This window comes from Tenacibaculum sp. 1_MG-2023 (genome assembly GCF_030547425.1).
Lineage (GTDB): Bacteria > Bacteroidota > Bacteroidia > Flavobacteriales > Flavobacteriaceae > Polaribacter.
Map to the genome: position 1 here is coordinate 98,667 of NZ_JAUORH010000004.1, position 26,364 is coordinate 125,030.

The following is a 26,364-nucleotide window of genomic DNA, read 5'->3' on the forward strand; positions in this document are numbered from 1 at the left end:
TTAAAAATTGCTAACTCATAATTTATTTATAGATATACTTCTGAACCTTTATCTTTAAATTCTTTAGATTTGTCCTCCATCCCTTTTGCAAACACTTCGTCTCCTTCTACTTTATTCTCTGCAGCAAAATCACGCACTTCTTGTGATATTTTCATTGAACAGAATTTTGGTCCACACATAGAACAAAAATGCGCAATTTTAGCTCCTTCAGCAGGTAAGGTTTCATCGTGATATTCTCTTGCTAATTCTGGATCTAATCCTAAATTAAATTGGTCTTCCCAACGAAATTCAAAACGTGCTTTACTCAACGCGTCATCTCTGTGTTGCGCTCCTGGGTGTCCTTTTGCTAAATCAGCTGCATGAGCTGCTAATTTATAAGTAACGACTCCTGTACGTACATCTTCTTTATTTGGTAAACCTAAATGTTCTTTCGGTGTAACATAACACAACATAGCACAACCAAACCATCCAATCATCGCTGCTCCAATACCTGAGGTAATATGATCGTATCCTGGTGCAATATCAGTAGTTAAAGGCCCTAAAGTGTAAAACGGAGCTTCATCACAGGCTTCCAATTGCTTATCCATATTCGCCTTAATCATGTGCATTGGCACGTGACCTGGACCTTCTATAAAGCATTGTACTTCATGCTTACGTGCTATTTTTGTTAATTCCCCTAAGGTTTCTAGTTCAGCAAACTGTGCTTCGTCATTCGCATCGGCAATACAACCTGGGCGTAAACCATCTCCTAACGAAAAGGCAACATCATAAGCTTTCATTATTTCACAAATCTCTTCAAAATGGGTATATAAAAAACTCTCTTTATGGTGCGCTAAACACCATTTTGCCATAATAGACCCTCCTCTTGATACAATCCCTGTAATACGTTTAGCCGTCATAGGTACGTAACGCAAACGAACTCCTGCGTGAATCGTAAAATAATCTACTCCCTGCTCTGCTTGTTCAATTAGAGTATCTCTAAAAATTTCCCAAGTTAAGTCTTCAGCAATCCCATTTACTTTTTCCAATGCTTGATAAATAGGTACAGTTCCTACAGGTACAGGTGAGTTACGAATAATCCACTCACGTGTTTCATGAATGTTTTTCCCTGTAGATAAATCCATTATATTATCTGCTCCCCAACGACATGCCCATACTGCTTTTTCAACCTCTTCTTCTATTGATGAGGTTGTCGCTGAATTTCCAATATTAGCATTGATTTTCACTAAGAAATTACGCCCTAAAATCATAGGTTCGGCTTCTGGGTGGTTTATGTTAGAAGGAATTACTGCACGACCTCTAGCTACTTCTTCTCTTACAAACTCTGGAGTAATTTTTGCTGGAATACTCGCTCCAAAATCTTGCCCTTGATGTTGTTCTGACAAACGCGTCATTTCATCTATTCGCTGATTTTCACGAATGGCAATGTATTCCATTTCTGGAGTAATAATTCCTTTTTTAGCATAATGTAGCTGTGTTACATTATGTCCTTTTTTAGCCCTCTTTGGTTTACTTTTTAAATTGAATCGTAAATGATCTAAGCCTTTATCATTCAATCGTTCGTTACAATATTCAGAAGTAAATTCTGTTAATTCCTCTACATCTCCTCTGTCTAAAATCCATTGTTCACGAATACGTTCCAACCCATTATGAATATTAATTTCTTTAGTTGGATCAGTATAAGGTCCTGAAGTGTCGTACACTGTTACGGGTTCGTTAGGGGTTCTTTTTTTTGTCATCGAATCCACCGTGTCACTTAATTCGATTTCACGCATTGCTACGTTTATCTCTGGATAAACCTTTCCTTGAACGTATATTTTTTTTGAATTAGGAAATGGATGTCTTGTAATACCACTTTTTTTAGGTGCTGTGTCCTTTTTTTTCATTTTTTAAGGCTATTAGTTTGTATACTGTTGTTTGTTAATTGTTCGAATTATCCTCCTTGTGTAGATTTAATAATTAACACATTATCATTTCCTTTAAGTTTATATGAATTCCAATTTTCTTTTTTTATTACATTCTCGTTAACAGCAACAGCAATACCGTTCACTTGAACCTGTAGCTCATTTATTAGTTCTTGTAACGTTAATGTACTTGAAAATTCTCTTAAAGATTCGTTTACTCTTATTGTCATTGTATTAACATTTTTCAAAGTAAACTATAGAAGAAGAAATATAACGTGGTTATTATTAACCTTATATACTAGCATACAATACTACAACTTTTCCCTACGCTGGTGTTAACCATATCAGGTTCTAAGGATGTTTCTCAAACTAGTGAACTAGCTACTCCTAAAGTTTACTCGACAAATATAAATGTTTATTTTTTTCTTATTTACTTTTTCTACCTCATTTTCTGACACTTATACCTAAATCACTAACATACAAATCATTAAATCCATTACTCTTATTTTATTTTATGAAATTTATATACCTAAGTGGAGAAGCCCCTCTTAAAAAAATGACTCTTTCTGTTGAGTTAATAACAGAAGGCGGTAAACTGAAAAGCCTTACGAGTAGGTAAAACTAACCCTATTTATTATGAAAACTGAAACTTTACACCAAAACACTGAAAACTTAGTTGGAGGGTGGTCTCCTTACAGAGATTTAACCTCTGAAGACAAAGTTATTTGGAATGAAACTCCAAAACCATTGGGGGTTGACTATACTCCTTTTGCTGTATCTACCCAAATAGTTAACGGAGTTAACTATCGTTTTAAATGTACCGCCTCTATGCCTCCTGCTGAAGTAGTTTGGGAAGCTATTGTAGAAATTTATAAACCTATTAATGGTAAACCTAGGATTATTGGAATTATCCGTTTATAATTAAAAACTAAAAATTATGGCAACTACAATAGAAAAAACTCACGTTAAGTCAAATCAAGAGTTAGAAAAATTAGCTTCTGGAGAAGTTGGAATTATAGCTAAATATGCTTTTCAAAACCCGTATTCCATCAACGGACCATTTGGCACTTTAGAATTAACTCTTTCTGGTAACAACTCTGACAAGGAAGTTGCAGTTGGAGAAATAGAGATTAATACGCTATGGGGATTGGGATCGTATACCAATCTTAAATTTACTGGTACAGGTAATTTTAATGGTAGTACGGGATATACAAGCATCCAAGCAAATTCTATCGGAACTATTACTATAAGACCTAATGCACCTAAACCTATTAAAGCCAAAGTAAATATTTCATTAAATCCAGGGTTTCAAGAAGGTACTTTAAGTGTTGAAGGTTTCTTTAGTGATTTTACTATTAAAGCAACTTTTGTTCATTATATAAACAAAAACAATTAAGTATATTCTTTTTCGTTAACGTTTTTTATTCAAAAAAGAAAGCGGGCTTTAAAAAGCCCGCTTTCTTTCAAAATATTTCTTGTATCTTTTTTATAAACTCTTTACTTTTTTTGTTACTTCTTCAAGCACCTCAAAAGCGGTTTCGGCCATTTTATTACCTCTTAAATCTAATAATGGGTTTACTTCTACAAACTCTAAACAAGCTACTTTCTTACTTGCTAATAATCCGTTTATAAGATTGATGATTTCGTATTGATCAAATCCCTTAGGTACTGGAGTTCCTGTTCCATAAGAAATCATGTCACAATCCATTGAATCTACATCAAACGACACATAAATCACATCACAGTTAGAAAGTTTTTCCAAAGCTTCATTCACACAAACATCTAATCCACGGTAACGAACTTCTGCTACCATATAGTTTTTAATACCATATTTTTCCATTTGTTTATCCTCAGGTTCTTCTGTGTCACGAACTCCAAAGAATACAATATCTTCTGGTAAAACTTTTTGTCCAGAAGTTCCTATATTTTTCATTCGCTCCCATAACTCTGATGTTTCCCTATCTACATCATTAATTTGACAATCTAAGTTATCATCTGAAATAGCAGCTGACAAAGGCATTCCATGAATATTTCCAGATGGTGATGTATAAGGTGAATGCAAGTCTCCATGGGCGTCAATCCAAACTACTCCAACTCTTTTAGTTGGGTTTGCTGCTTTTACACCACTAATTGTTCCTAATGCTGAAGAGTGGTCTCCTGACAATACAATTGGAAACTTTCCTTCTTGTAAATTTACTTTTACATGGTTACTTAAGCGTTTGCATTGGTTGAAGACGCTATCAATTCGTTTTGCAAATGAGTTATTTACTTTATTGTAAATAGATTCATTCTCTGTAATTACATCTTCAAAATCATACGAATCAAAGTAATTACTTTTTTGATTTATAGCTGCAATTTCAATTGCATCTACCCCCATATCAGAACCACGAGTCCCTGCTCCGATATCTGATCTATTTTTAATAATTTTAATTTCTTTCATCATCAGTTATTTTATATAAAAAAAATGTCATTTAATTATTTTAAATGACACTTTTCAAATAGTTTATCTCTTGTCTAACTCTACGAAATCTCTTAAGTTCTCTCCAACGTAAACTTGACGTGGACGACCTATTGGTTCTTTGTTTAAACGCATTTCTCTCCATTGAGCAATCCAACCTGGTAAGCGTCCTAAGGCAAACATTACTGTGAACATTTCTACAGGAATTCCCATAGCTCTATAAATAATTCCTGAATAGAAATCTACGTTAGGATATAACTTTCTTTCAACAAAATATGGATCATTTAATGCTTCTTGCTCTAATCCTTTTGCGATATCTAAGATTGGATCTTCAACTCCTAAGTTATTTAGTACTTCATCAGCAGCTTTTTTAATAATTTTCGCTCTTGGATCGAAGTTTTTATACACACGATGTCCGAACCCCATTAAACGGAAAGGGTCGTTTTTATCTTTGGCCTTTGCCATGTACTTTTTAGTATCTCCTCCATCTTCTTTAATTGCTTCTAACATTTCAAGTACTGCTTGGTTTGCTCCTCCATGCAAAGGGCCCCATAAAGCTGAAATCCCTGCTGATAACGATGCAAATAACCCTGCATGTGATGATCCTACGATACGTACTGTAGATGTAGAACAGTTCTGCTCATGATCTGCATGTAAAATTAATAATTTGTCTAATGCATCTTTAACAATTGGATTTAACTCATACTCATCGTTTGGTTTTTGAAACATCATCGTTAAGATGTTTTCAACATAACCTAGCTTACGAGATCCATAGTTTAATGGTAATCCTTGTTTCTTACGTAAAGTCCAAGCTACTAATACTGGGAATTTCCCCATTATTTTAACAATAGCTTTATACATATCTTCTTCTGAATCAACATTTACAGAAGATGGATTAAAAGCTGTTAATGCTGATGTTAACGATGATAACACTCCCATCGGATGTGCATTCTTTGGAAAAGCATCAATAATTTTTTTGATATCATCATCTACAATAGCTTCATCTAAGATATCACCATAAAATTTATCTAATTGCTCTTTAGTTGGTAACTCTCCAAAAATTAACGCATAAGCTACTTCTAAAAAATCTGCTTTTTCTGCTAATTCTTCAATTGAGTATCCACGGTATCTTAAAACTCCTTCTTCACCATTTAAAAATGTTATAGCACTTTGGCATGAACCTGTATTCTTGTATCCTGGGTCAATGGTTATAATCCCACCCGTGGCTCCTCTTAAGGCTTTAATATCAATTGCAGTTTCATTTTCTGTTCCTTTTACTAAAGGAAACTCGTACGTATTTTCGCCAATTTGTATTTTTGCTATATCTGACATTTTTTAACTATAATTTTTTATGATTGAAGTGAATTGCGAAGATACCATTTTTTGGATTATTTTAAAAGGCTCTATTAATAGATTTTTAATATAAAAAAATCAATTTATTTTATTTAAAATAAACTTGAAAACACTAAACCCACCCTTACCTGTGATACAATGTTTTATATAGAAAAAAGTGGTGTTAATTTTCCTTACAAAATTAGTTTTATCTAGATTATTTTATTTTTTCACCCTTACAAACTCATTTTAATATGATAGTTCTCGTGCTCTTTTAGGTATATGATTTTTTTATTGATAAAAAGATTAAAATACAAAATGGATATTTCTTTACACCTCACACATTAAATAACATTATTAAAAAAAATGTTAATTTTTTGTTATTATTTTATTAATAATCAATAAACATATATTTTTAGAAAAAATTAATTCAATTCATAAAATCCTTTCACAATGAAAAAATTTAAATTTATTATTGCATTATTATGCATATCCTTTTTTACTGTACAATGCACCCAAGAAGAAAGCAATTTAACAAGTGACAACTCGCCTATGGGGATTAACTCTCCAAGTATGTTAGAAATTAACAATGCTGAGTGCTACACTGTTGATGGTTTTGGTCCAAATTCTTATTGGGCTGAATATATAGTTAACCAATCTACTACTAATTTTTTAAAGACTGAACACAACGAAGCTGCGAGTTTTTTTGGAATGGGTAATGTACCTTTATACTTAGCAGGTGGCGACGGAACTTTCAATGCTCTTTCTTATTCTAATGGTTACGTAGTATGGGGAGAAGAGTTATTAGCTAGTGCTTTAAATTATGGTAATGTTGCTATTGCTTACGTTGCTGCTCATGAAATGGCACATCAGGTACAGTTTAGAGACAACACTATTCCTAGTGGTAATCATGTTAGTGCTACTGAATTAGAAGCCGATGGGTTTGGAGGATATTTTATTCGTAGAACTTATACTAGTGATTGGAATACTGCAGCGGGTGCTTACAACTTCTCACAAACATTAGCTGGTCCTAATGGTAGTTCTCATGGTACAGCTGCACAAAGAAGGTCTGCTTTTAGGTTAGGTTACTTATTAGGGGATAACGGTACTTATTCTAACAAAAACTTTGATTCAAACTTTTTTTACTACTATGACTATTATGTAAAAGGTGGTAGATTAAAATTAGAATTGGTTAAGCCTTCTACTATCGAACAAAGTCAGCACGAGCATATTGTAGCACACTTAGAAGAGTTACAAAAAATTGCTTCAGGAGAAATTTCTGAAGAAGAATTCTTAAACTTAAATTAAAATATAATCAACTAAAATAAACGAATTGAATTGAATTTCAAAGGCTGTCTTACATGTAAGACAGCTTTTGTTTTTTTTATTTTTATACTACTTAACCTTGATTTGGTTTTTCTTGATCTTCTTCATAATTCTTTTCAAAGCACTATGAATAATAAGGTTTGAGTTTTTTGAAAGCGCATAATCATTATCTTTTTCAGAAACAACTAATTTACCAACTACTGTTTGACTATATATTATTTTAAACATATTTAAATCGTAGATACTAAGTACCACCTCACCTATGTTTTTTGAAGGATCAGTTTGAGAATTACTTGCCCCTAAAACACCTACTTCATTGGATATATTTTTAGTTCTAATATCAATAAAGTAATCATAACCTGTGCCGTTTTTTATATCTTTTAAAATAGATTTATCAAGACTAGGTGAAATATTACTAGGAATTAATAGTCCTTTCATGTTGCTAACCACCAAAAGTCTATTACCTATAAGTTCAGAAAATCGTTCATTTGCCATTTCAGTTAAACCATCTTTTCTAATGTTTTTAAAAAAGGTAACATCATTTAACAACCACTTTCCTTTTCTGAAATCTAATCGTGAATTTACATCTCCTGAATGAGTGTATTTTACCGAATTACAAGACGTAATTACAATAACAGCAAGTAATATGTATAAGTATTTCATATTTCTATAAATCAAACCCTAAATTTAGTTGTAACATTAAGGGGAAAAAACCATGACCTCCATTTACATCAAAATAATAAATAGGTCCCATATCAAATAATAAGTGAAAGTTTTTACCGTATTTACGTTGGATACCCCAAGTAGGTCCGACAGCAAAATCTAAATTATCAGTTACTACATCATCTCCAAAAAGAGTTTTACCTCTTGTTAAAATACGAGCTGATATAAAATTTGCTGAATTGTTGGTTATATTCAAACCTTTAGTTTTACGTTTATCAAAATTATAAAACCATCTCTGTTGCACGTCTAAAAAAGGGTTTATGGCATATACTAACCCTGTATCTACATCAGAAGCTGAAGAGTGTGGATAACTTCCACTATATCCTATTCCTACCCCTATAGAAAGGGTTGAGTTATTTCCAATAGGCATTTCATATTCAATTCCTGGGTTTAAAAAATTTACTCTCCAAACACGCTGCGTTAGTTTTTCTTGAGAAAACACTGTTGCAACAAATAAGCTACAAATAAGCAGGAATGATTTTTTCATAATTATTTTTTTAGTTTATAAACAACTATATAAAAAGTTAGAAGTGTTTTACCCTACTTTTACTTCTTATATTTAAACTATTTATCAAAAAACAATACTATACTTAACTAAAAAAGCTCGTACTTATGCACGAGCTTTAAATATTATATTAAAAAGTTTTATTTTATTTTAAACGCTTTTTCTTGCGGATAATAAGCTATATCTGCCAATTGTTCTTCAATACGTAATAATTGATTGTATTTTGCCATACGATCTGAACGTGAAGCTGAACCTGTTTTAATTTGCCCACAGTTTAATGCTACCGCTAAATCTGCAATGGTATTATCTTCTGTTTCTCCTGAACGGTGACTCATCACAGAAGTATACCCTGCATTATGCGCCATATTCACAGCTGCAATTGTTTCTGTTAATGTACCAATTTGGTTTACCTTTATTAAAATTGAATTTGCTATTCCATTCTCAATTCCTTTTGATAAACGCTCTACATTAGTTACAAATAAGTCGTCTCCTACTAACTGAACTCTATCTCCTACTTTTTCTGTTAAGTATTTCCATCCATCCCAATCATTTTCGTCCATTCCATCTTCAATAGAAATAATAGGGTATTTTTCGCATAACTCTGCTAAGTAGTCTGCTTGTTCTTGGCTAGTACGAACTTTACCTTTTGCTCCTTCAAATTTAGTATAATCATATTTACCGTCTACATAAAATTCAGCGGAAGCACAATCTAACGCTATCATAATTTCGTCTCCGAATTTATATCCAGCATTTTTAGTTGCTAAAGCAATTGTTTCAATAGCATCCTCTGTTCCTTCTAATGTTGGTGCAAACCCTCCTTCATCTCCTACTGCTGTAGATAAATTACGATCGTGTAGTACTTTCTTTAAGTTATGAAAGATTTCAGAACCTACTTGCATTGCTTCAGTAAAATTTTGGGCTTTAATTGGCATAACCATAAACTCCTGAAATGCGATTGGTGCATCTGAATGTGAACCCCCATTTATGATATTCATCATTGGAACTGGTAACGTATTTGCTGATACTCCACCTACATAGCGATATAATGGTAAACCCAACTCATTTGCTGCTGCTTTCGCTGCTGCTAAAGAAACTCCCAAAATGGCATTGGCTCCTAGTTTTGATTTATTTGGAGTTCCATCTAAATCAATCATTAGTTGATCAATCATGTTTTGCTCAAAAACTGATACTCCTAATAATTCTTGCGCTATAGTAGTGTTTACATTTTCAACTGCTTTTAACACTCCTTTACCCATATAATCATTTCCCCCATCGCGTAACTCAACAGCTTCATGTTCTCCTGTAGAGGCTCCTGATGGTACTGCTGCTCTACCTATGATTCCGTTTTCAGTAGTTACATCTACTTCTACTGTTGGATTACCCCTTGAATCAAAAATTTGACGTGCGTGAATGTTGATGATAATACTCATAGTGTTTATTTTTTTCTCTTGAACAATGCCAAGAGTGATCTGTAATTTATTTTCATTATAGATTCCCGTGAATTTTAGTCTACGAGAATCTCTATATTTTTATTTATTTAAGCTTTTACTTTTTTGATGTTTTCGATAAACTCGTCAAATAAGTATTCTGCATCGTGTGGACCAGGACTGGCTTCTGGATGATACTGAACAGAAAATACATTTTTAGATTTCATTCTGATACCTGCCACTGTATTGTCGTTCAAGTGTACATGTGTAATTTCTACATCAGGATGCGCTTCTGTTTCTTCTCTATTAATAGCAAAACCGTGATTTTGAGAAGTTATCTCTCCTTTTCCTGTAAGCAAATTCTTTACAGGATGATTAATTCCTCTATGACCATTGTGCATTTTGTAAGTAGAAATTCCGTTTGCTAACGCAATTACTTGGTGTCCTAAACAGATTCCAAATAATGGTAAATCTTTCTCTATGATTTCTTTTGCTGTATTTTGAGCTTCTTCTAATGGTTCTGGATCTCCAGGTCCGTTAGAAATAAAATACCCATCTGGATTAAAATCACTCATTTGTTCAAAACTTGCGTTGTATGGGTATACTTTAATATAAGCACCTCTTTTTGCTAAATTTCTTAAAATGTTTTTCTTAATACCAATATCTAATGCTGATATTTTAATTGAGGCATTTTCATCACCAACAAAATAAGGTTCTTTGGTTGATACCTTTGAAGCTAATTCTAATCCTTCCATGTTAGGAGTATCAGCTAATTGCTTTTTTAATTCGTCAATTTTATCTACTTCTGTAGAAATGATAGCATTCATGGCTCCATTATCTCTAATATAAGATACTAACGCACGTGTATCAACATCTGAAATGGCTACTAAATTATGCTTCTCGAACCAGTCAAATAAGTTTCCATCAGAATCTACACGAGAGTGTGTAAAACTGAAGTTACGACAAATTAATCCTGAAATTTTAATTCCTTCTGACTCTACTTCTTCATTGTTAACTCCATAGTTACCAATATGTGCGTTGGTAGTTACCATTAATTGTCCAAAGTAAGAAGGATCTGTAAAAATCTCTTGGTATCCAGTCATACCTGTATTAAAACAAATTTCTCCTGTTGCGGTTCCTTCTATTCCAATAGATTTCCCGTAGAAAATAGTTCCGTCTGCTAATAGAACTAATGCTTTTTTACGTGTTTGATATTTCATTTAGTGTGTTGTGTAATTTGTTTGCAAAAATATATAAAAAAAGGATAAACAATACTTTGTTTACCCTTTTGTTGTTTTATAATGAATTATAATATTTTAAAATCTGTTCGACATCTTTTTCTTTTCTATAAGATAGTTTCTTTTTTTTAGCATAAGATATTAACATTTTTTTATTTTTCTTATCTATAAAACTCAAAATTGTCTTTTTCTTTATTTTGTTCAGATTTGATACTTTATCACTTATTTTATCAACCAATACATATTCTTTTTTTATTCTATAATGAGCCGGTTTTATGACTTTTCCATTTAATTTATCTATTATTTCTTCTCTTTTAAATGAAATAAAACTTACTTTCAAATCTACTTTTTTCCCTTCAACTAAAACTTCATAAATACTATTTCCTTTTTTAATAAATTCTTTATTATTTATATAAGCTTTTTCTAAATTTGAAAAAACAAAAAGACTATCATTATTTATCTTAGAAACAAAAGAATTATCTATCAAATCGATATTAAAGTTATTTATTTTGTATTTCTTTTTATTTACATTGAGGATTATAGCCTTATTATTAAACTTCTCATAGTAGTATACTCTTTTTATCTTTCCTTTAGCTTCTGACATTCTATAAAAACCTGATGATGTTTTAGAGAAACTAGATTTAGGGCTACTGTCAACAACCCTAAATGAAGACTGTGAATAAACTAAGTTATTAATCATAAATAATAAAATCATAGCTAAAATTTGAATCTTTTTCATTTTTATAAATTTTAAGTTAATATTCCACTAATTTATAATTTTTATTATAAAAAAAGGGACAAACATTAAATGTTTATCCCTTTGATATAATTTATAAAAATTTTCATTTTTATTCTTCTTCTTGTGAAGTTTGAGTTTCAACAGCAGCTCCTTCAGTCTTCTTCGCTCCACCACGACGGCTACGACGAGTAGTCTTTTTAGCTTTGTTTCCTTTTGGATCGTATAACTCGTTATAATCAACTAATTCTACCATTGCCATAGAAGCGTTATCTCCTTGACGGTTTCCTAATTTGATGATACGTACGTATCCTCCTGGTCTGTCTGCTACTTTTACAGAAATTTCTTTGAATAATTCTGTTACAGCTTCCTTACTACGTAAATAACTAAATACTGTACGACGGTTGTGAGTTGTATCGTCTTTAGATTTTGTAATTAAAGGCTCTACAAACTTACGTAAAGCTTTAGCTTTAGCTTCAGTAGTATTGATACGCTTATGCTCTATTAAAGAACAAGCCATGTTAGATAACATCGCTTTTCTGTGCGCTGTTTTTCTTCCTAAATGATTAAATTTCTTTCCGTGTCTCATGACATTTGGTTTTAGCTTTCATCTTGCTACTAACCCTAGTTTAGGGGAGCAAAATATGAAAGGTTAATCTTTATCTAATTTGTATTTGCTTAAATCCATTCCGAAATTTAAACCTTTGTTAGCCACTAACTCATCTAATTCAGTTAATGATTTTTTACCAAAGTTTCTGAACTTCATTAAATCGCTTTTGTTAAATGATACTAAGTCTCCTAAAGTATCTACTTCTGCAGCTTTTAAACAGTTTAAAGCACGAACTGATAAATCCATATCAACTAATTTCGTCTTTAATAACTGACGCATATGTAATGATTCTTCATCATATGTTTCAGTTTGTGCGATTTCATCTGCCTCTAAAGTGATACGCTCATCAGAGAATAACATAAAGTGGTGGATTAAAATCTTAGCTGCTTCTGTTAAGGCATCTTTAGGATTGATAGATCCATCAGTATCGATATCGAAAACTAATTTTTCGTAATCGGTCTTTTGTTCTACACGGAAATTTTCAACAGCATACTTTACATTCTTTATAGGAGTGTAAATAGAATCTGTAAAAATTGTTCCTAAAGGAGCACCAGCTCTTTTATTTTCTTCTGCTGGTACGAAACCTCTACCTTTTTCAATGGTAATTTCAGCATTTAACGTTACTGATTTATCCATATTACAAATTACTAAATCTGGATTTAGTACTTGAAAACCTGAGATAAACTTTTGTAAATCACCAGCCGTTAATTGCTCTTGTCCTGATATTGCTATAGAAACTGTTTCTCTATCAGATTCTTCAATCTGTTTCTTAAAACGTACTTGCTTTAAGTTTAAGATAATTTCAGTAACATCTTCTACAACACCTTGAATTGTTGAAAACTCATGATCAACACCGTCAACACGTAATGATGTAATCGCAAACCCTTCAAGAGAAGATAATAATACTCTTCTTAAAGCGTTACCAACTGTTAATCCAAAACCTGGTTCAAGAGGTCTGAATTCGAATCTTCCTGAAAAATCAGTAGATTCAATCATTATTACTTTATCAGGCTTTTGAAAATTTAAAATTGCCATATTTTTTTTCTTCGTTTTAATTGTTATTCAGTTGCGCGGTTTATAAGTGTGAAGAAATACAAACAAACCCTTTGGCTGAACACCAATATGATTAATTTATTACTTAGAGTATAATTCTACGATTAACTGCTCTTTGATATTCTCAGGAATTTGTAATCTTTCTGGTACTTTTACAAATGTTCCAGATTTTTGATCAGCATTCCAAGATAACCACTCATAAACATTGCTGTTAGATGCTAATGAATTTTCAATAGCTTCTAAAGATTTAGATTTCTCTCTAACCGCAATAACATCTCCTTCTTTTAAACTGTAAGATGGAATGTTTACAATCTCACCATTTACTGTAATGTGACGGTGAGAAACTAATTGACGAGCTCCACTACGAGATGGTGAAATACCTAAACGGTAAACAACATTATCTAAACGAGACTCACATAATTGTAATAAAATTTCACCTGTAACTCCTTGAGAAGATGATGCTTTTTTAAACAAATTACGGAACTGACGCTCTAATATACCATACATATATTTAGCTTTCTGCTTTTCCATTAACTGGATAGCATATTCAGATTTTTTTCCTCTACGTTTACCTACACCATGTTGTCCTGGAGGGTAATTTCTTTTTTCGAAGTTTTTATCGTCTCCGAAGATTGCTTCGCCAAACTTACGAGCAATTTTAGTTTTTGGTCCTGTATATCTTGCCATTTCTAATTAATTTAGTAGGGATTATGAATTAAGGCTTACTCCTTCGATAATCTGTATATCCTACTGTTGTTAAAATATTTATTTTTTGTGCACAATAGTACACTTAAATAAAATATAAGTTGAAAATTAATTCAACTTATACTCTACGTCTTTTTGGTGGACGACATCCATTGTGAGGAATTGGAGTAACATCAATAATTTCTGTTACCTCGATACCTGTATTGTGGATAGATCTGATTGCAGATTCTCTACCATTACCTGGTCCTTTAACATACACCTTTACTTTACGTAAACCTGCCTCTTTAGCAACGTTAGCACAATCTTCTGCTGCTAACTGAGCTGCGTAAGGAGTGTTCTTTTTAGAACCTCTGAAACCCATTTTACCTGCAGATGACCAAGAAATAACGTCACCTTTTTTGTTTGTTAAAGAAATAATAATATTGTTGAACGATGCAGTTACGTGAGCTTCACCAACTGATTCTATTACAACTTTACGTTTTTTTGTTACTTTCGACTTTGCCATGATTCTTTACTATTAGTAAAAAATAATCAATGATTATTTTTTCTTGTTAGCTACAGTTTTTCTCTTACCTTTTCTAGTACGAGAGTTATTCTTCGTTCTTTGACCTCTTAATGGTAAACCAAGTCTGTGACGAATACCTCTTTGACATCCGATGTCCATTAAACGCTTAATGCTTAATTGAACTTCAGAACGTAACTCACCTTCAATAGTGAAAGCTCCTACTTGCTCACGAATTGCCGCAATTTGATCATCAGTCCAATCTTGAACTTTGATACTCTCATCTATATTAGCAGCAGCTAAAACTTCTTTAGCTCTACTTTTTCCTATACCAAAGATGTAAGTTAAAGCGATAACACCTCTTTTATTCTTTGGAATATCTATACCTGCGATTCTTGCCATAACTACCCTTGTCTTTGTTTAAATCTAGGATTCTTTTTGTTAATTACATATAATCTGCCTTTTCTGCGTACAATTTTGCAGTCGGCACTTCTTTTCTTAATTGATGCTCTTACTTTCATCAGTGTGTGTTTTTAATATCTGTAAGTAATTCTTGCCTTTGATAAATCATACGGACTCATTTCTAACTTCACTTTATCACCAGGTAATAATTTAATGTAATGCATACGCATTTTTCCTGAAATGTGTGCCGTAACAATATGTCCGTTTTCTAATTCTACTCGAAACATTGCATTTGATAATGCTTCAGTAATTGTTCCGTCTTGTTGAATTGCTGGTTGCTTAGCCATATTATTTTAATGATTTTCTGTTACTGTTACCTGTTTTCATTAAACCATCATAACGACTGTTTAATAAATACGAGTTTATTTGCTGTATCGTGTCGATTGCAACCCCTACCATAATGATTAATGATGTTCCTCCATAAAACATTGCCCAGTTTTGAGTAACTCCAAACTTTACAATAATTGCTGGTAAAATAGATAAAGCTGCTAAAAATATAGACCCTGGTAATGTGATTCTCGACAATACTGAATCTAAAAAGTTAGCAGTTTCTTCACCTGGTTTATATCCAGGAACAAAACCATTACTTCTCTTTAAGTCTTCTGCCATTTTATTCGTTGGAATAGTAATAGCAGTGTAGAAGTAACTAAAGATAATAATTAATAATGCAAATATAACGTTATACCATAAACCGTTAATATCAGTTAAACTGTTTAATGCTGGGTACTTTTGCCCTAGTGCTATTGGTAAAAACATAATAGCTTGTGCAAAAATAATTGGCATTACTCCAGCTGCATTCAATTTTAATGGAATGTACTGTCTTGCGCCATCAACATCTTTAATGTTTGTAACTGCTGTACGACGTGCGTATTGAACGGCTACTTTACGTACTGCTGTAACTAATAATACGGTTAACAAGATTACTACAAACCAAACTATTAATTCGATTAAAATCATCATAATTCCTCCAGCACCTGCAGTTTGCTTAGAAACTAACTCTTGTATAAATGCTGCTGGGAAGTTTGCGATAATACCAACGGTAATTAATAATGATATTCCATTACCAACTCCTTTATCAGTAATACGCTCTCCTAACCACATTGCAAAAATTGTTCCTGCACTTAAAAGAATGATAGATGATACCCAAAATGTTGCTCCTGTTACTAAAAATGCTTCTTGCGGTAAACCCATTTGATTTTGAATTACTCCAATATAGGTTGGTGCTTGAAATAATGTAATAGCAATAGTAAGCCATCTTGTTATTTGCGTAATCTTCTTACGTCCACTTTCTCCATCTTTTTGTAATTTCTGTAAATATGGTACCGCAATACCCATTAACTGAACTACAATTGATGCAGAAATATAAGGCATTATACCAAGTGCCATTACTGACGCTCTAGCAAATGCCCCTCCTGTAAATGCGTTTAATAAACCTAAAAGTCCACTGTCAGTACTGTCTTTTAATGCTGATAACTGAGTAGGATCAATTCCTGGTAATGGAACTGCTGCCATAAAACGGTAAACAGCGATTAAACCTAAGGTTAAAAGTAATTTCTCTTTTAACTCTTCAATCTTCCAAATGTCTTTTAAAGTATTTATAAAATTCATCATTTACAATTCTTATAATGTTACTGCTTCACCTCCTGCTGCTTCAATAGCCGCTTTAGCTGATGCTGTAAATTTATGTACAGTTATATTTAATTTAGCTTTTAACTCTCCACCACCTAATATTTTAACTAAGTCGTTTTTACGAGCTAATCTGTTTTCTACTAAAACGTCTAAATTTACTGTATCTGTTATCTTTCCGTTATCTACTAATGATTGTAACTTGTCTAAATTTACACCAACATATTCTTTACGATTAATGTTAGTGAAACCAAATTTAGGCACACGTCTTTGAAGTGGCATTTGCCCTCCTTCAAATCCTATTTTACGAGAATAACCAGAACGAGATTTAGCTCCTTTATGTCCTCTTGTAGAGGTACCTCCGTGACCAGAACCTTCTCCACGAGCGATTCTTTTACCGCTTTTTGTAGATCCTGCTGCTGGTTTTAAGTTGTGTAAACTCATCTTTATATTGTCTTATTTAATTTCTTCAACAGAAACTAAGTGTGAAACTTTACTTACCATACCCAAAATTGTAGCTGATGCATCATGTTCTACAGTTTGGTTCATTTTACGTAAACCTAACGCCTCTAACGTTCTTTTTTGATTTTTAAGGCGACCGATTTGACTTTTTACTTGTGTAACTCTAATTTTACTCATCGTCTTAAATTTTAACCGTTAAAAACTTTCTCTAAAGATATACCTCTTTGCTTAGCAATAGTTGCCGCACTACGTAATTGTAATAAAGCATCAAAAGTTGCTTTTACTACGTTATGAGGATTTGATGACCCTTGAGATTTTGATAATACATCTTTAATACCAACAGCTTCTAATACTAAACGTACAGCACCCCCAGCAATAACCCCGGTACCGTGTGAAGCAGGCTTAACGAATACTTTCGCTCCACCAAATTTACCTTTTTGCTCGTGTGGTAATGTTCCTTCTAAAATAGGGATACGTACTAAATTTTTCTTTGCGTCTTCTACTGCTTTTGCAATTGCAGAAGAAACATCTTTAGACTTTCCTAATCCATGACCTACAACTCCGTTACCATCTCCTACCACTACGATTGCAGAGAAACCAAATGCTCTACCTCCTTTAGTTACTTTGGTAACACGTTGTACACCTACTAATTTATCTACAAGCTCTAATCCGCTTGGTTTTACTCTTTCTACGTTTTTATATCCTAACATAATATAATTTCTTAAAATTTTAAACCAGCTTCTCTTGCAGCGTCTGCTAATACTTTAACTCTACCGTGGTATAAATATCCGTTACGGTCGAAAGCAACAGTATCTACGCCAGCTTTAACAGCTTTTTCAGCAATTGCTTTCCCTACAGATGTAGCCGCTTCTGCTTTAGAGCTAGATGTAATTTCTTTATCTCTTGATGATGCAGATGCTAATGTTACACCAGCAACGTCATCGATTAACTGAGCATAGATTTCTTTGTTACTTCTAAAAACTGATAACCTTGGTTTCTCAGCTGTACCTGTAACAATTTTTCTAATTCTATACTTAATTCGTTGTCTTCTTTCAAGCTTTGATAATGCCATAATAATTTCTCTTATTTATTATGCAGATTTACCTGCTTTTCTTCTTAATACTTCTCCTACAAACTTAACTCCTTTTCCTTTATAAGGCTCTGGCCTACGGAATGAACGAATTTTTGCTGCAACTTGACCAACTAATTGTTTGTCATGTGAAGTTAATTTTACAATTGGATTCTTACCTTTTTCAGATACAGTTTCAACCTTAACTTCTGGAGCTAAATTTAAAACAATGTTATGAGAGAAACCTAAGGCTAAATCTAACTTCTGTCCTTGGTTAGATGCTCTATAACCAACACCTACTAACTCTAATTCTTTAGTAAAACCTTTACTTACACCTTCAACCATGTTATTGATTAAAGCACGGTATAAACCATGTGCAGCTCTATGATCTTTACTTTCTGATGGTCTTTCTAAAGTGACTGTACCATCTTCAACTTTTACAGTAATTCCAGACTTAATTTCTTGAGTTAACTCTCCTAATTTTCCTTTTACTGTTACCACATTTCCGTCTACTTTTACTTCAACACCTTGTGGCAATGCGATTGGATTTTTTCCTATTCTACTCATCTTACAAAATGTTTTTTTAGTAAACGTAACATAATACTTCTCCACCTACGTTCTCTAGTCTTGCTTTTTTGTTTGTCATTACACCTCTTGATGTAGAAACAATAGCAATACCTAACCCGTTTAATACTCTTGGCATTTCTTTAGCGCCAACGTATCTACGTAAACCTGGTGTTGAAATTCTTTGAATCTTTCTGATTACTGACTCTTTCGTATCACGATCGTATTTTAAAGCTATTTTAATAGTTCCTTGAACTTTATCTTCATTGAACTGATAACTTAAAATGTAACCTTGATCGAACAAAATTTTCGTCATTTCCTTCTTCAACTTTGAAGCAGGAACTTCAACTACTCTGTGATTTGCTGCAATAGCATTTCTCACACGAGTAAGAAAATCCGCGATTGGATCTGTATACATAGTTAATTAAATTGTGGTTTTGGTTTTTAGCGACTCTATTTTACTTGATAAAGTACAGTTACTAAACCTGAAACCAGTTAATATTTATTTTTCGTTTTTCAAGGTAAAATCTCGTAGGCATTATACTATTACAAGTATTTACTTACAAGGCGTAATTTACCTCACAAAAACAGTGTGCAAATATACATAAACTTTTTGAAAATCAAACCTTTTTGATGATTATCATTTTTAGTATCAAAATATTACGTTTTTGCTAGTATGTTTAATCTAAAATGAAACTCAAAAAAACTACTTATTACAACTCTATTTTTAAGCAAAAAAGGTGTACAACTTTGTATTGTTGTACACCTTTATATTTTGTATCTAAAGAGCTATTTTACCAGCTTGCTTTCTTAACACCTGGAATTAATCCTTGGTTAGCCATTTCACGGAAAGTAACACGTGAAATTCCGAACTGACGCATATATCCTTTTGGACGTCCAGTTAGTTTACAACGGTTGTGCATTCTAATTGGTGATGCGTTTTTTGGTAACTTTTGTAACGCTTCGTAGTCTCCAGCTTCTTTTAAAGCTTTTCTCTTTTCTGCATACTTAGCAACCATTTTAGCTCTTTTACGCTCACGCGCTTTCATTGATTCTTTAGCCATCTTATTAATTCTTTTTAAATGGTAATCCTAATTCTCCTAATAATGATTTAGCTTCTTTATCAGTATTTGCAGATGTTACGAAAGTAATATCCATACCACTAATTTTTTTCACTTGATCAATATTAATCTCTGGGTAGATGATTTGTTCAGTAACTCCTAAGTTGTAATTACCTCTACCATCAAAACCATTTGCCTTGATTCCGTTAAAATCTCTTACACGTGGTAAAGAAGCTGTAACTAATCTATCTAAAAATTCGTACATTTTATCTCCTCTTAACGTAACCTTTGCACCAATTGGCATTCCTTTACGTAATTTGAAGTTTGCAACGTCTTTTTTAGAGATTGTAGATACTGCTTTTTGACCTGTAATCGTTGTTAACTCGTCAATAGCATATTCTATTAATTTCTTATCTGCTATAGCTGCACCAACACCTTTACTTACAACGATTTTTTGTAATTTAGGTACTTGCATTACATTGCTATAACCAAATTCATCAGTAAGAGCTTTGATAACTCTGCTCTTGTACTCTTCTTTTAATCTTGGTACGTAACTCATTGTTATATTGCTTTATCTGATTTTCTTGAAACTCTAACTTTTTTTCCACTTTCCTTATCAAAGTCATACCCTACTCTTACTGTTTTACCATTTTCGATTAAGGCAACGTTTGATATATGTAATGGAGCTTCTTTCTTTACAATTCCTCCTTGTGGATTTGCAGCACTTGGTTTAGTGTGTTTAGACACCATATTTACACCTTCTACTACTACTCTATCCTTATCTTTAAGAATTTGTAAAACTTTCCCTTCAGATCCTTTGTGATCTCCTGCTATAACTTTAACAGTATCTCCTGATTTAATTTTAAATTTTTTCATTTTAAAATCTGATTTTATAACACCTCAGGTGCTAATGATACTATTTTCATAAATTGTTTCTCACGTAATTCACGAGCCACAGGTCCGAATACACGTGTTCCTCTCATTTCCTCTGTAGGATTTAAAAGTACACAAGCATTATCATCAAATCTGATATATGATCCGTCTTTACGTCTAACTTCTTTCTTAGTACGAACAACAACTGCACGAGATACTTGACCTTTCTTTACAGTTCCGTTTGGAGTTGCAGATTTTACCGATACTACAATTTTATCTCCAACGCTAGCGTAACGCTTTTTTGTTCCTCCTAAAACTCTAATCACTAAAACTTCTTTTGCTCCAGTGTTATCTGCGACTTTTAATCTTGATTCTGTCTGTAACATATTATTTAGCTCTTTCTAGGATTTCTACTAATCTCCAACGCTTAGATTTACTCATAGGACGTGTTTCCATGATCCTTACAGTATCACCTTCGTTGCAATCGTTATTCTCGTCATGTGCAACGTACTTCTTAGTCTTTAATACGAACTTTCCGTACATTGGGTGCTTTACTCTTTTTACCTCGTTTACAACGATAGATTTCTCCATCTTGTTACTAGATACTACACCGATTCTCTCTTTTCTAAGATTTCTTTTTTCCATCTTTAAAACTGACTAGAATTATTGTAATTCTCTTTTAGTTAACTCTGTAGCAATTCTTGCTACAGTTTTTCTTAAGCTGCGTAACTCTAATGGGTTTTCCAATGGAGTTATGGCGTGAGCCATCTTAAGATCAGTATAATTTTTCTTCAACGCCCCTAGCTTTTCTTGTAAGTCAGCTGTTGATAATTCTTTAATTTCTGATTGTTTCATGATCTAATAGAATTAAGCGTTATAATCAAAATCTCTTGCTATTACAAACTTCGTTTTTACAGGAAGTTTTTGCGCTGCTAAACGTAAAGCTTCTTTTGCTACTTCCATTGGTACTCCACCAATTTCAAACAAAATTCTACCTGGTTTTACAACTGCTACAAAATGGTCTGGTGCACCTTTACCTTTACCCATACGTACCTCTAATGGTTTCTTAGTGATAGGTTTATCTGGGAAAATTTTAATCCAAAGTTGCCCCTCTCTTTTCATATAACGAGTTGCCGCAATACGAGCTGCCTCAATTTGACGAGAGGTAAGTAAGTTCTGGTCTAATGATTTGATACCAAACATTCCGTTAGAAAGTTCAGTACCTCTACCAGAGTTACCTTTCATATTTCCTTTCGCCTTCTGTACCTTACGGTATTTTACTCTTTTTGGCTGTAACATTGTTAATTTCTTTTAAAAATTATTTTCTTCTGCGAGGTTGACGTTTACCACCACCTTTGTTTCCACTACCTTTTTGCTTAGATAGTCCAACTAATGGAGATAATTCACGTTTTCCATAAACCTCACCTTTCATAATCCATACTTTCACACCGATTCTTCCGTATGTAGTATGTGCTTCAACAAGTGCATAATCGATATCTGCTCTAAAGGTAGAAAGAGGAATTCTTCCTTCTTTGTAATGCTCAGAACGTGCCATTTCAGCTCCATTTAAACGACCTGATAATTGCACTTTAATTCCTTCTGCATTCATTCTCATTGCAGCTGCGATTGCCATTTTAGTAGCTCGCTTGTAAGAAATTCTGTTTTCGATTTGACGAGCAACACTAGCTGCAACTAATTTTGCATCTAATTCTGGACGTTTAATTTCGAAAATATTAATTTGAACTTCTTTACCAGTAATTTTCTTAAGCTCTTCTTTTAACTTGTCTACCTCTTGACCTCCTTTACCAATAATGATACCTGGACGTGCAGTAGTGATAGTAACGGTTACAAGCTTTAAAGTACGCTCAATAATAACTCTTGATACACTTGCTTTAGATAATCTAGCATATAAATACTTTCTTATCTTATCATCTTCAGCAATCTTATCTCCGTAGTCATTTCCACCATACCAGTTAGATTCCCATCCTCTGATAATTCCTAAACGATTTCCTATTGGATTTGTCTTTTGTCCCATTTCTACTTTGATTAATTACTGTTATTTTTAGTTCCTAACTCTAAAGTTACGTGATTAGAACGCTTACGAATTCTATGTGCACGACCTTGTGGAGCTGGTCTTAACCTTTTTAACATACCTGCGCTATCAACACAAATTGATTTTACGTATAACCCAGCATCTTCGATACTCGCATCTTCATTTTTAGCTTGCCAGTTAGCAATAGCTGATAATAATAACTTTTCTAAGTTACGTGATGCTTCTTTTGAACTGAACTTTAAAATTTGTAAAGCTTTTTCAACTTCTACTCCTCTTACTAAATCTGCTACCAAGCGCATTTTCCTTGGTGATGTAGGACAATTAGTTAATTTAGCAAAAGCTCTAGACTTTCTAGCTTCTTTTAACTGTGTTGCCATGTTATGTTTACGACTTCCCATAATTTCCTACTATTTTTTACCTTTATTTTTTGCACCAGCGTGTCCTCTAAACGAGCGTGTTGGTGAAAATTCGCCTAATTTATGACCTACCATGTTTTCAGTAACGTAAACTGGTACAAACTGACGTCCGTTGTGAACTGCAATTGTTTGTCCTACGAAATCAGGGGTAATCATACTTGCTCTAGACCAAGTTTTGATAACTGACTTACTACCTGCTTCTACGTTAGCTAACACTTTCTTCTCTAACTTATAGTGAACGTAAGGTCCTTTTTTTAATGATCTTGCCATGGTTTATTATTTCTTTCTACGTTCTACGATATACTTATTACTAGCTTTGGTCTTTGATCTAGTCTTATATCCTTTAGCAGGAATACCGTTTCTAGATCTTGGATGCCCTCCAGAAGAACGTCCTTCACCACCTCCCATTGGGTGATCAACTGGGTTCATTCTTACTGCATTCGTTCTTGGTCTTCTTCCTAACCATCTACTTCTACCTGCTTTACCTGAAACTAATAACTGGTGATCTGAGTTAGACACTACTCCAATTGTAGCCATACAAGTTAATAAGATAAATCTTGTTTCTCCAGAAGGTAATTTAACTGTTGCATATTTACCTTCTTTCGCTAGTAATTGAGCAAAAGCTCCAGCAGAACGAGCCATAACAGCTCCTTGACCTGGATGTAACTCTATACAAGAAATTGTAGTACCTAAAGGAATTTCACTTAAGTACATAGCATTTCCAACTTCTGGAGCTGCATCTTTTCCTGAAATGATTGTTTGACCTACTTTTAATCCGTTTTGTGCAATTACATAACGTTTTTCACCATCAGCATAACTAACTAATGCAATAAATGCCGTACGGTTTGGATCGTACTCGATAGTTTTTACTGTTGCAGGAATACCTTGCTTATCTCTTTTAAAATCGATAATACGGTATTTTTGTTTATGACCTCCACCTATGTTACGTGTAGTCATTCTACCCTGATTGTTTCGACCTCCAGATCGTTTTTTCGGAGCTAATAAAGATTTCTCCGGCTTATCAGTAGTAATGGTGTCGAACCCATTTACAACTCTAAAACGCTGACCTGGTGTTATTGGTTTTAATTTTCTAACTGACATTCTGTCTTTTCTTAAAGATTGTTATAAAAATCAATAGTTTCTCCTTCAGCTAACTGAACGATTGCTTTCTTGTACCCACTTGTTATCCCTGTTACTAAACCTTTTTTAGTGTATTTAGTTTTTCTTTGAATAGGATAGTTCATTGTTTTTACAGATTCAATCGCTACACCATAAGTAGCTTCAACAGCTCCTTTGATTTCTAATTTGTTAGCTTTCTTATTTACAACAAATGTATAACGGTTATTTAACTCGCTATCATTTGTAGCTTTTTCTGTAATAATAGGTTTAATTAAAATACTCATCTTGTTCCCTATTTACTTAAATTAGACTCAATTCCTTCTAGAGAGCTTTCAGAAATAACTACTTTACTAGCATTTAAAACGCTATATGTGTTAATACCTGAAGCATCTACTACTTTAGAACCTTTTAAGTTACGAGATGATAAGTAAACATTTTTACTTTCTTCACCTAATACGAATAAAGACTTTTTAGTGTCTAATTCTAAAGCTTTTAATACATTGATAAACTCTTTAGTTCTTGGAGCTTCAAAATTGAAGTCTTCTACAACTACTAAATTGTTTTCTTTTGCTTGAATACTTAAAGCTGATTTACGTGCTAAACGCTTTAAGTTTTTATTTAACTTAAAAGAATAGTTTCTTGGTCTTGGACCAAACATGCGTCCTCCACCTCTAAAAACACCAGACTTGATACTACCCGCACGAGCTGTACCAGTTCCCTTTTGTTTTTTAATCTTTCTTGTACTACCAGCAATCTCAGCTCTTTCTTTCGATTTATGAGTACCTTGTCTTTGATTAGCCAAATACTGCTTTACATCTAAATAAATCGCGTGATCATTTGGCTCAATTCCGAATACCTCGCTAGAAAGTTCAACTTTTCTACCAGTATCTTTTCCTGTAATATCTAATACTGCTACTTTCATTATTTCTCGATAGTTACATAAGAGTTTTTGTGACCAGGAATTGCTCCTTTTACAACGATAAGATTCTTATCTGCAACCACTTTTAAAACTCTTAAATTTTGAACTTTTACTTTGTCTCCACCCATACGACCTGCCATACGCATTCCTTTGAATACTCTTGCAGGGTAAGATGCTGCACCAATTGAACCTGGAGCTCTTAAACGGTTATGTTGACCGTGAGTTGCTTGTCCAACTCCGGCAAAACCATGACGTTTAACAACACCTTGAAAACCTTTACCTTTTGAAACTCCTGATACATCAACGAATTCCCCTTCAGCAAAGTGTTCAACAGTAATTGAGTCACCTAATTTGTACTCACCTTCGAATCCTTGAAATTCAATGACTTTTCTTTTAGCAGATGTACCAGCCTTTTTAAAGTGACCATCTAAAGCTTTATTAGAGCTTTTTGCTTTTTTGTCATCGAAACCAAGTTGTAACGCGTTATAGCCGTCAACCTCTTCGGTTCTGACTTGGGTAACAACGCAAGGACCCGCTTCGATTACAGTACAAGGAATATTCTTCCCGTTCTCGTCGAATAAGCTGGTCATTCCTACTTTTCTCCCTATTAACCCAGACATATTTGTTAATTTTCAGACGATTAGATATTTTTTTATCCAGCGCGTCTATTAATAAAATAAATATTTGAAACAAATGTTTCTTGTTTTACCTTTGAACTTCTCAAAAAAAAAGAGCGAAAACATCTTCACTCTCTGAATTTGTTTTTACCGTTTTTCCTTCGCGAAACCCTCAGGACATGTCATTTCTGAATACTTTTCAGAAATTTTCACACTCCGAAACTAAAATTTCGGTGTGCAAAAGTAAAAAAAACTTTCGGCTTAACAAAATTAAACCGAAAGTTATTGATTTACTTATACTTTGATCTCAACTTCAACTCCACTTGGTAACTCAAGTTTCATTAATGCATCAATAGTTTTTGAAGAAGAACTATAAATGTCTAATAACCTCTTGTAGGCAGATAATTGAAATTGCTCTCTTGATTTTTTGTTTACGTGTGGTGAACGTAATACGGTAAAAATCTTTTTATTTGTTGGTAAAGGAATTGGTCCGTTTACTACAGCACCAGTGCTCTTTACTGTCTTTACGATTTTTTCAGCAGACTTGTCTACTAAATTATAATCGTAAGATTTTAACTTTATTCTAATTTTTTGACTCATCTTA

Annotated in this window: 41 protein-coding genes and 1 riboswitch; of the genes, 3 read left to right on the forward strand and 38 right to left on the reverse strand. The window is 33.2% G+C overall.

Annotated elements, in window-relative coordinates; genetic code table 11:
• Positions 1 to 26: 26 nt before the first annotated feature.
• Together thiC and thiS are read right to left on the reverse strand one after the other, a co-directional pair.
• A complete protein-coding gene (thiC, locus tag Q4517_RS04525; protein WP_303506707.1) occupies positions 27 to 1,886 on the reverse strand; it encodes a phosphomethylpyrimidine synthase ThiC in 1,860 nt (619 codons plus the stop codon).
• Between the two features lie 47 nt (positions 1,887 to 1,933).
• Positions 1,934 to 2,134 (reverse strand): sulfur carrier protein ThiS, encoded by a 201-nt coding sequence (thiS, locus tag Q4517_RS04530; RefSeq protein WP_303506708.1) that lies wholly within the window; start codon positions 2,132 to 2,134, stop codon positions 1,934 to 1,936.
• A 74-nt stretch (positions 2,135 to 2,208) separates the two neighbouring features.
• Positions 2,209 to 2,303: riboswitch (TPP riboswitch) on the reverse strand.
• Positions 2,304 to 2,540: 237 nt separating this feature from the next.
• Here thiS and Q4517_RS04535 point away from each other — a divergent pair.
• Together Q4517_RS04535 and Q4517_RS04540 are read left to right on the forward strand one after the other, a co-directional pair.
• Positions 2,541 to 2,825 carry a hypothetical protein gene (locus Q4517_RS04535; protein ID WP_303506710.1) on the forward strand — a complete coding sequence of 95 codons (285 nt, stop codon included), beginning with the start codon at positions 2,541 to 2,543 and terminating at the stop codon, positions 2,823 to 2,825.
• 16 nt (positions 2,826 to 2,841) lie between these two features.
• On the forward strand, positions 2,842 to 3,300 hold the full coding sequence (locus tag Q4517_RS04540; RefSeq protein WP_303506712.1) for a hypothetical protein: 459 nt from the start codon (positions 2,842 to 2,844) through the stop codon (positions 3,298 to 3,300).
• 90 nt (positions 3,301 to 3,390) lie between these two features.
• Here the strand turns inward: Q4517_RS04540 and Q4517_RS04545 are convergent, their stop codons facing one another.
• Together Q4517_RS04545 and Q4517_RS04550 are read right to left on the reverse strand one after the other, a co-directional pair.
• Positions 3,391 to 4,347, reverse strand: a complete 957-nt coding sequence (locus Q4517_RS04545; protein ID WP_303506714.1) for an arginase — start codon at positions 4,345 to 4,347, stop codon at positions 3,391 to 3,393.
• A 60-nt stretch (positions 4,348 to 4,407) separates the two neighbouring features.
• Positions 4,408 to 5,694, reverse strand: coding sequence for a citrate synthase (locus Q4517_RS04550; protein WP_303506716.1), 1,287 nt, complete (start codon positions 5,692 to 5,694; stop codon positions 4,408 to 4,410).
• A gap of 453 nt (positions 5,695 to 6,147) precedes the next feature.
• Here Q4517_RS04550 and Q4517_RS04555 point away from each other — a divergent pair, with 453 nt between their 5' ends.
• Entirely contained in the window at positions 6,148 to 7,002 is an 855-nt protein-coding gene (locus Q4517_RS04555) for a hypothetical protein (protein ID WP_303506717.1), read from the forward strand.
• 87 nt (positions 7,003 to 7,089) lie between these two features.
• On the opposite strand, the gene Q4517_RS04560 is transcribed toward Q4517_RS04555, so the two are convergent.
• From Q4517_RS04560 to rpsJ, 34 genes are all read right to left on the reverse strand, one after another.
• Positions 7,090 to 7,683: a hypothetical protein gene (locus tag Q4517_RS04560; protein ID WP_303506718.1), complete on the reverse strand. Its 594-nt coding sequence runs from the start codon at positions 7,681 to 7,683 to the stop codon at positions 7,090 to 7,092.
• A 4-nt stretch (positions 7,684 to 7,687) separates the two neighbouring features.
• Entirely contained in the window at positions 7,688 to 8,230 is a 543-nt protein-coding gene (locus Q4517_RS04565) for a hypothetical protein (RefSeq protein WP_303506720.1), read from the reverse strand.
• Between the two features lie 158 nt (positions 8,231 to 8,388).
• The gene (eno, locus tag Q4517_RS04570; protein ID WP_303506722.1) at positions 8,389 to 9,678 is read right to left on the reverse strand and encodes a phosphopyruvate hydratase; all 1,290 of its coding nucleotides are present in this window, start codon (positions 9,676 to 9,678) and stop codon (positions 8,389 to 8,391) included.
• A 107-nt stretch (positions 9,679 to 9,785) separates the two neighbouring features.
• Positions 9,786 to 10,895 carry a glutamine-hydrolyzing carbamoyl-phosphate synthase small subunit gene (gene carA, locus Q4517_RS04575; RefSeq protein ID WP_303506724.1) on the reverse strand — a complete coding sequence of 370 codons (1,110 nt, stop codon included), beginning with the start codon at positions 10,893 to 10,895 and terminating at the stop codon, positions 9,786 to 9,788.
• Between the two features lie 76 nt (positions 10,896 to 10,971).
• Positions 10,972 to 11,652, reverse strand: a complete 681-nt coding sequence (locus Q4517_RS04580; protein WP_303506726.1) for a hypothetical protein — start codon at positions 11,650 to 11,652, stop codon at positions 10,972 to 10,974.
• Between the two features lie 109 nt (positions 11,653 to 11,761).
• A complete protein-coding gene (gene rplQ / locus Q4517_RS04585; RefSeq protein ID WP_303506728.1) occupies positions 11,762 to 12,238 on the reverse strand; it encodes a 50S ribosomal protein L17 in 477 nt (158 codons plus the stop codon).
• A gap of 63 nt (positions 12,239 to 12,301) precedes the next feature.
• Positions 12,302 to 13,294, reverse strand: a complete 993-nt coding sequence (locus Q4517_RS04590; RefSeq protein WP_115900444.1) for a DNA-directed RNA polymerase subunit alpha — start codon at positions 13,292 to 13,294, stop codon at positions 12,302 to 12,304.
• Between the two features lie 99 nt (positions 13,295 to 13,393).
• Positions 13,394 to 13,999 (reverse strand): 30S ribosomal protein S4, encoded by a 606-nt coding sequence (gene rpsD / locus Q4517_RS04595; protein WP_303506734.1) that lies wholly within the window; start codon positions 13,997 to 13,999, stop codon positions 13,394 to 13,396.
• Positions 14,000 to 14,135: 136 nt separating this feature from the next.
• The gene (rpsK, locus tag Q4517_RS04600; protein WP_115900442.1) at positions 14,136 to 14,522 is read right to left on the reverse strand and encodes a 30S ribosomal protein S11; all 387 of its coding nucleotides are present in this window, start codon (positions 14,520 to 14,522) and stop codon (positions 14,136 to 14,138) included.
• Positions 14,523 to 14,555: 33 nt separating this feature from the next.
• Positions 14,556 to 14,921: a 30S ribosomal protein S13 gene (gene rpsM, locus Q4517_RS04605; protein ID WP_115900441.1), complete on the reverse strand. Its 366-nt coding sequence runs from the start codon at positions 14,919 to 14,921 to the stop codon at positions 14,556 to 14,558.
• Between the two features lie 2 nt (positions 14,922 to 14,923).
• Entirely contained in the window at positions 14,924 to 15,040 is a 117-nt protein-coding gene (gene ykgO / locus Q4517_RS04610; protein ID WP_010519235.1) for a type B 50S ribosomal protein L36, read from the reverse strand.
• A gap of 12 nt (positions 15,041 to 15,052) precedes the next feature.
• Positions 15,053 to 15,268, reverse strand: coding sequence for a translation initiation factor IF-1 (gene infA, locus Q4517_RS04615; RefSeq protein ID WP_024740627.1), 216 nt, complete (start codon positions 15,266 to 15,268; stop codon positions 15,053 to 15,055).
• A 1-nt stretch (position 15,269) separates the two neighbouring features.
• Positions 15,270 to 16,589 (reverse strand): preprotein translocase subunit SecY, encoded by a 1,320-nt coding sequence (gene secY / locus Q4517_RS04620; RefSeq protein WP_303506871.1) that lies wholly within the window; start codon positions 16,587 to 16,589, stop codon positions 15,270 to 15,272.
• 12 nt (positions 16,590 to 16,601) lie between these two features.
• Positions 16,602 to 17,051 carry a 50S ribosomal protein L15 gene (rplO, locus tag Q4517_RS04625; protein WP_047789821.1) on the reverse strand — a complete coding sequence of 150 codons (450 nt, stop codon included), beginning with the start codon at positions 17,049 to 17,051 and terminating at the stop codon, positions 16,602 to 16,604.
• A gap of 12 nt (positions 17,052 to 17,063) precedes the next feature.
• Positions 17,064 to 17,246, reverse strand: a complete 183-nt coding sequence (gene rpmD, locus Q4517_RS04630; protein ID WP_115900438.1) for a 50S ribosomal protein L30 — start codon at positions 17,244 to 17,246, stop codon at positions 17,064 to 17,066.
• Positions 17,247 to 17,257: 11 nt separating this feature from the next.
• Positions 17,258 to 17,782, reverse strand: a complete 525-nt coding sequence (gene rpsE / locus Q4517_RS04635; protein WP_115900437.1) for a 30S ribosomal protein S5 — start codon at positions 17,780 to 17,782, stop codon at positions 17,258 to 17,260.
• An 8-nt stretch (positions 17,783 to 17,790) separates the two neighbouring features.
• The gene (gene rplR / locus Q4517_RS04640) at positions 17,791 to 18,141 is read right to left on the reverse strand and encodes a 50S ribosomal protein L18 (protein ID WP_303506767.1); all 351 of its coding nucleotides are present in this window, start codon (positions 18,139 to 18,141) and stop codon (positions 17,791 to 17,793) included.
• Positions 18,142 to 18,159: 18 nt separating this feature from the next.
• Positions 18,160 to 18,705: a 50S ribosomal protein L6 gene (rplF, locus tag Q4517_RS04645; protein WP_115900435.1), complete on the reverse strand. Its 546-nt coding sequence runs from the start codon at positions 18,703 to 18,705 to the stop codon at positions 18,160 to 18,162.
• Positions 18,706 to 18,721: 16 nt separating this feature from the next.
• Positions 18,722 to 19,120 carry a 30S ribosomal protein S8 gene (gene rpsH, locus Q4517_RS04650; RefSeq protein WP_115900434.1) on the reverse strand — a complete coding sequence of 133 codons (399 nt, stop codon included), beginning with the start codon at positions 19,118 to 19,120 and terminating at the stop codon, positions 18,722 to 18,724.
• A 376-nt stretch (positions 19,121 to 19,496) separates the two neighbouring features.
• Positions 19,497 to 19,766 (reverse strand): 30S ribosomal protein S14, encoded by a 270-nt coding sequence (gene rpsN, locus Q4517_RS04655; RefSeq protein ID WP_028890738.1) that lies wholly within the window; start codon positions 19,764 to 19,766, stop codon positions 19,497 to 19,499.
• A 4-nt stretch (positions 19,767 to 19,770) separates the two neighbouring features.
• On the reverse strand, positions 19,771 to 20,322 hold the full coding sequence (gene rplE, locus Q4517_RS04660; protein ID WP_115900433.1) for a 50S ribosomal protein L5: 552 nt from the start codon (positions 20,320 to 20,322) through the stop codon (positions 19,771 to 19,773).
• A gap of 2 nt (positions 20,323 to 20,324) precedes the next feature.
• On the reverse strand, positions 20,325 to 20,639 hold the full coding sequence (gene rplX, locus Q4517_RS04665; protein WP_303506777.1) for a 50S ribosomal protein L24: 315 nt from the start codon (positions 20,637 to 20,639) through the stop codon (positions 20,325 to 20,327).
• A gap of 14 nt (positions 20,640 to 20,653) precedes the next feature.
• Positions 20,654 to 21,022 carry a 50S ribosomal protein L14 gene (rplN, locus tag Q4517_RS04670; protein WP_099215305.1) on the reverse strand — a complete coding sequence of 123 codons (369 nt, stop codon included), beginning with the start codon at positions 21,020 to 21,022 and terminating at the stop codon, positions 20,654 to 20,656.
• 1 nt (position 21,023) lies between these two features.
• On the reverse strand, positions 21,024 to 21,281 hold the full coding sequence (gene rpsQ, locus Q4517_RS04675) for a 30S ribosomal protein S17 (RefSeq protein WP_099215304.1): 258 nt from the start codon (positions 21,279 to 21,281) through the stop codon (positions 21,024 to 21,026).
• An 18-nt stretch (positions 21,282 to 21,299) separates the two neighbouring features.
• Complete coding sequence (gene rpmC, locus Q4517_RS04680) at positions 21,300 to 21,491, reverse strand: 50S ribosomal protein L29 (RefSeq protein WP_028890733.1); 192 nt, start codon at positions 21,489 to 21,491, stop codon at positions 21,300 to 21,302.
• Positions 21,492 to 21,503: 12 nt separating this feature from the next.
• Positions 21,504 to 21,935 carry a 50S ribosomal protein L16 gene (gene rplP / locus Q4517_RS04685; RefSeq protein ID WP_115900430.1) on the reverse strand — a complete coding sequence of 144 codons (432 nt, stop codon included), beginning with the start codon at positions 21,933 to 21,935 and terminating at the stop codon, positions 21,504 to 21,506.
• Between the two features lie 19 nt (positions 21,936 to 21,954).
• Positions 21,955 to 22,671: a 30S ribosomal protein S3 gene (gene rpsC, locus Q4517_RS04690; RefSeq protein ID WP_115900429.1), complete on the reverse strand. Its 717-nt coding sequence runs from the start codon at positions 22,669 to 22,671 to the stop codon at positions 21,955 to 21,957.
• Between the two features lie 11 nt (positions 22,672 to 22,682).
• Positions 22,683 to 23,087, reverse strand: coding sequence for a 50S ribosomal protein L22 (gene rplV / locus Q4517_RS04695; protein WP_115900428.1), 405 nt, complete (start codon positions 23,085 to 23,087; stop codon positions 22,683 to 22,685).
• Between the two features lie 9 nt (positions 23,088 to 23,096).
• Positions 23,097 to 23,375: a 30S ribosomal protein S19 gene (rpsS, locus tag Q4517_RS04700; protein ID WP_028890729.1), complete on the reverse strand. Its 279-nt coding sequence runs from the start codon at positions 23,373 to 23,375 to the stop codon at positions 23,097 to 23,099.
• A gap of 6 nt (positions 23,376 to 23,381) precedes the next feature.
• Complete coding sequence (gene rplB, locus Q4517_RS04705) at positions 23,382 to 24,206, reverse strand: 50S ribosomal protein L2 (RefSeq protein WP_115900427.1); 825 nt, start codon at positions 24,204 to 24,206, stop codon at positions 23,382 to 23,384.
• Positions 24,207 to 24,217: 11 nt separating this feature from the next.
• A complete protein-coding gene (gene rplW / locus Q4517_RS04710) occupies positions 24,218 to 24,508 on the reverse strand; it encodes a 50S ribosomal protein L23 (protein WP_115900426.1) in 291 nt (96 codons plus the stop codon).
• Between the two features lie 8 nt (positions 24,509 to 24,516).
• Positions 24,517 to 25,146, reverse strand: coding sequence for a 50S ribosomal protein L4 (gene rplD / locus Q4517_RS04715; RefSeq protein ID WP_303506790.1), 630 nt, complete (start codon positions 25,144 to 25,146; stop codon positions 24,517 to 24,519).
• Positions 25,146 to 25,763 (reverse strand): 50S ribosomal protein L3, encoded by a 618-nt coding sequence (gene rplC, locus Q4517_RS04720; RefSeq protein WP_303506792.1) that lies wholly within the window; start codon positions 25,761 to 25,763, stop codon positions 25,146 to 25,148. The genes rplD and rplC overlap by 1 nt, the downstream gene beginning before the upstream one ends.
• A gap of 291 nt (positions 25,764 to 26,054) precedes the next feature.
• Positions 26,055 to 26,360 (reverse strand): 30S ribosomal protein S10, encoded by a 306-nt coding sequence (gene rpsJ, locus Q4517_RS04725; RefSeq protein ID WP_024740605.1) that lies wholly within the window; start codon positions 26,358 to 26,360, stop codon positions 26,055 to 26,057.
• Positions 26,361 to 26,364 lie beyond the last annotated feature (4 nt).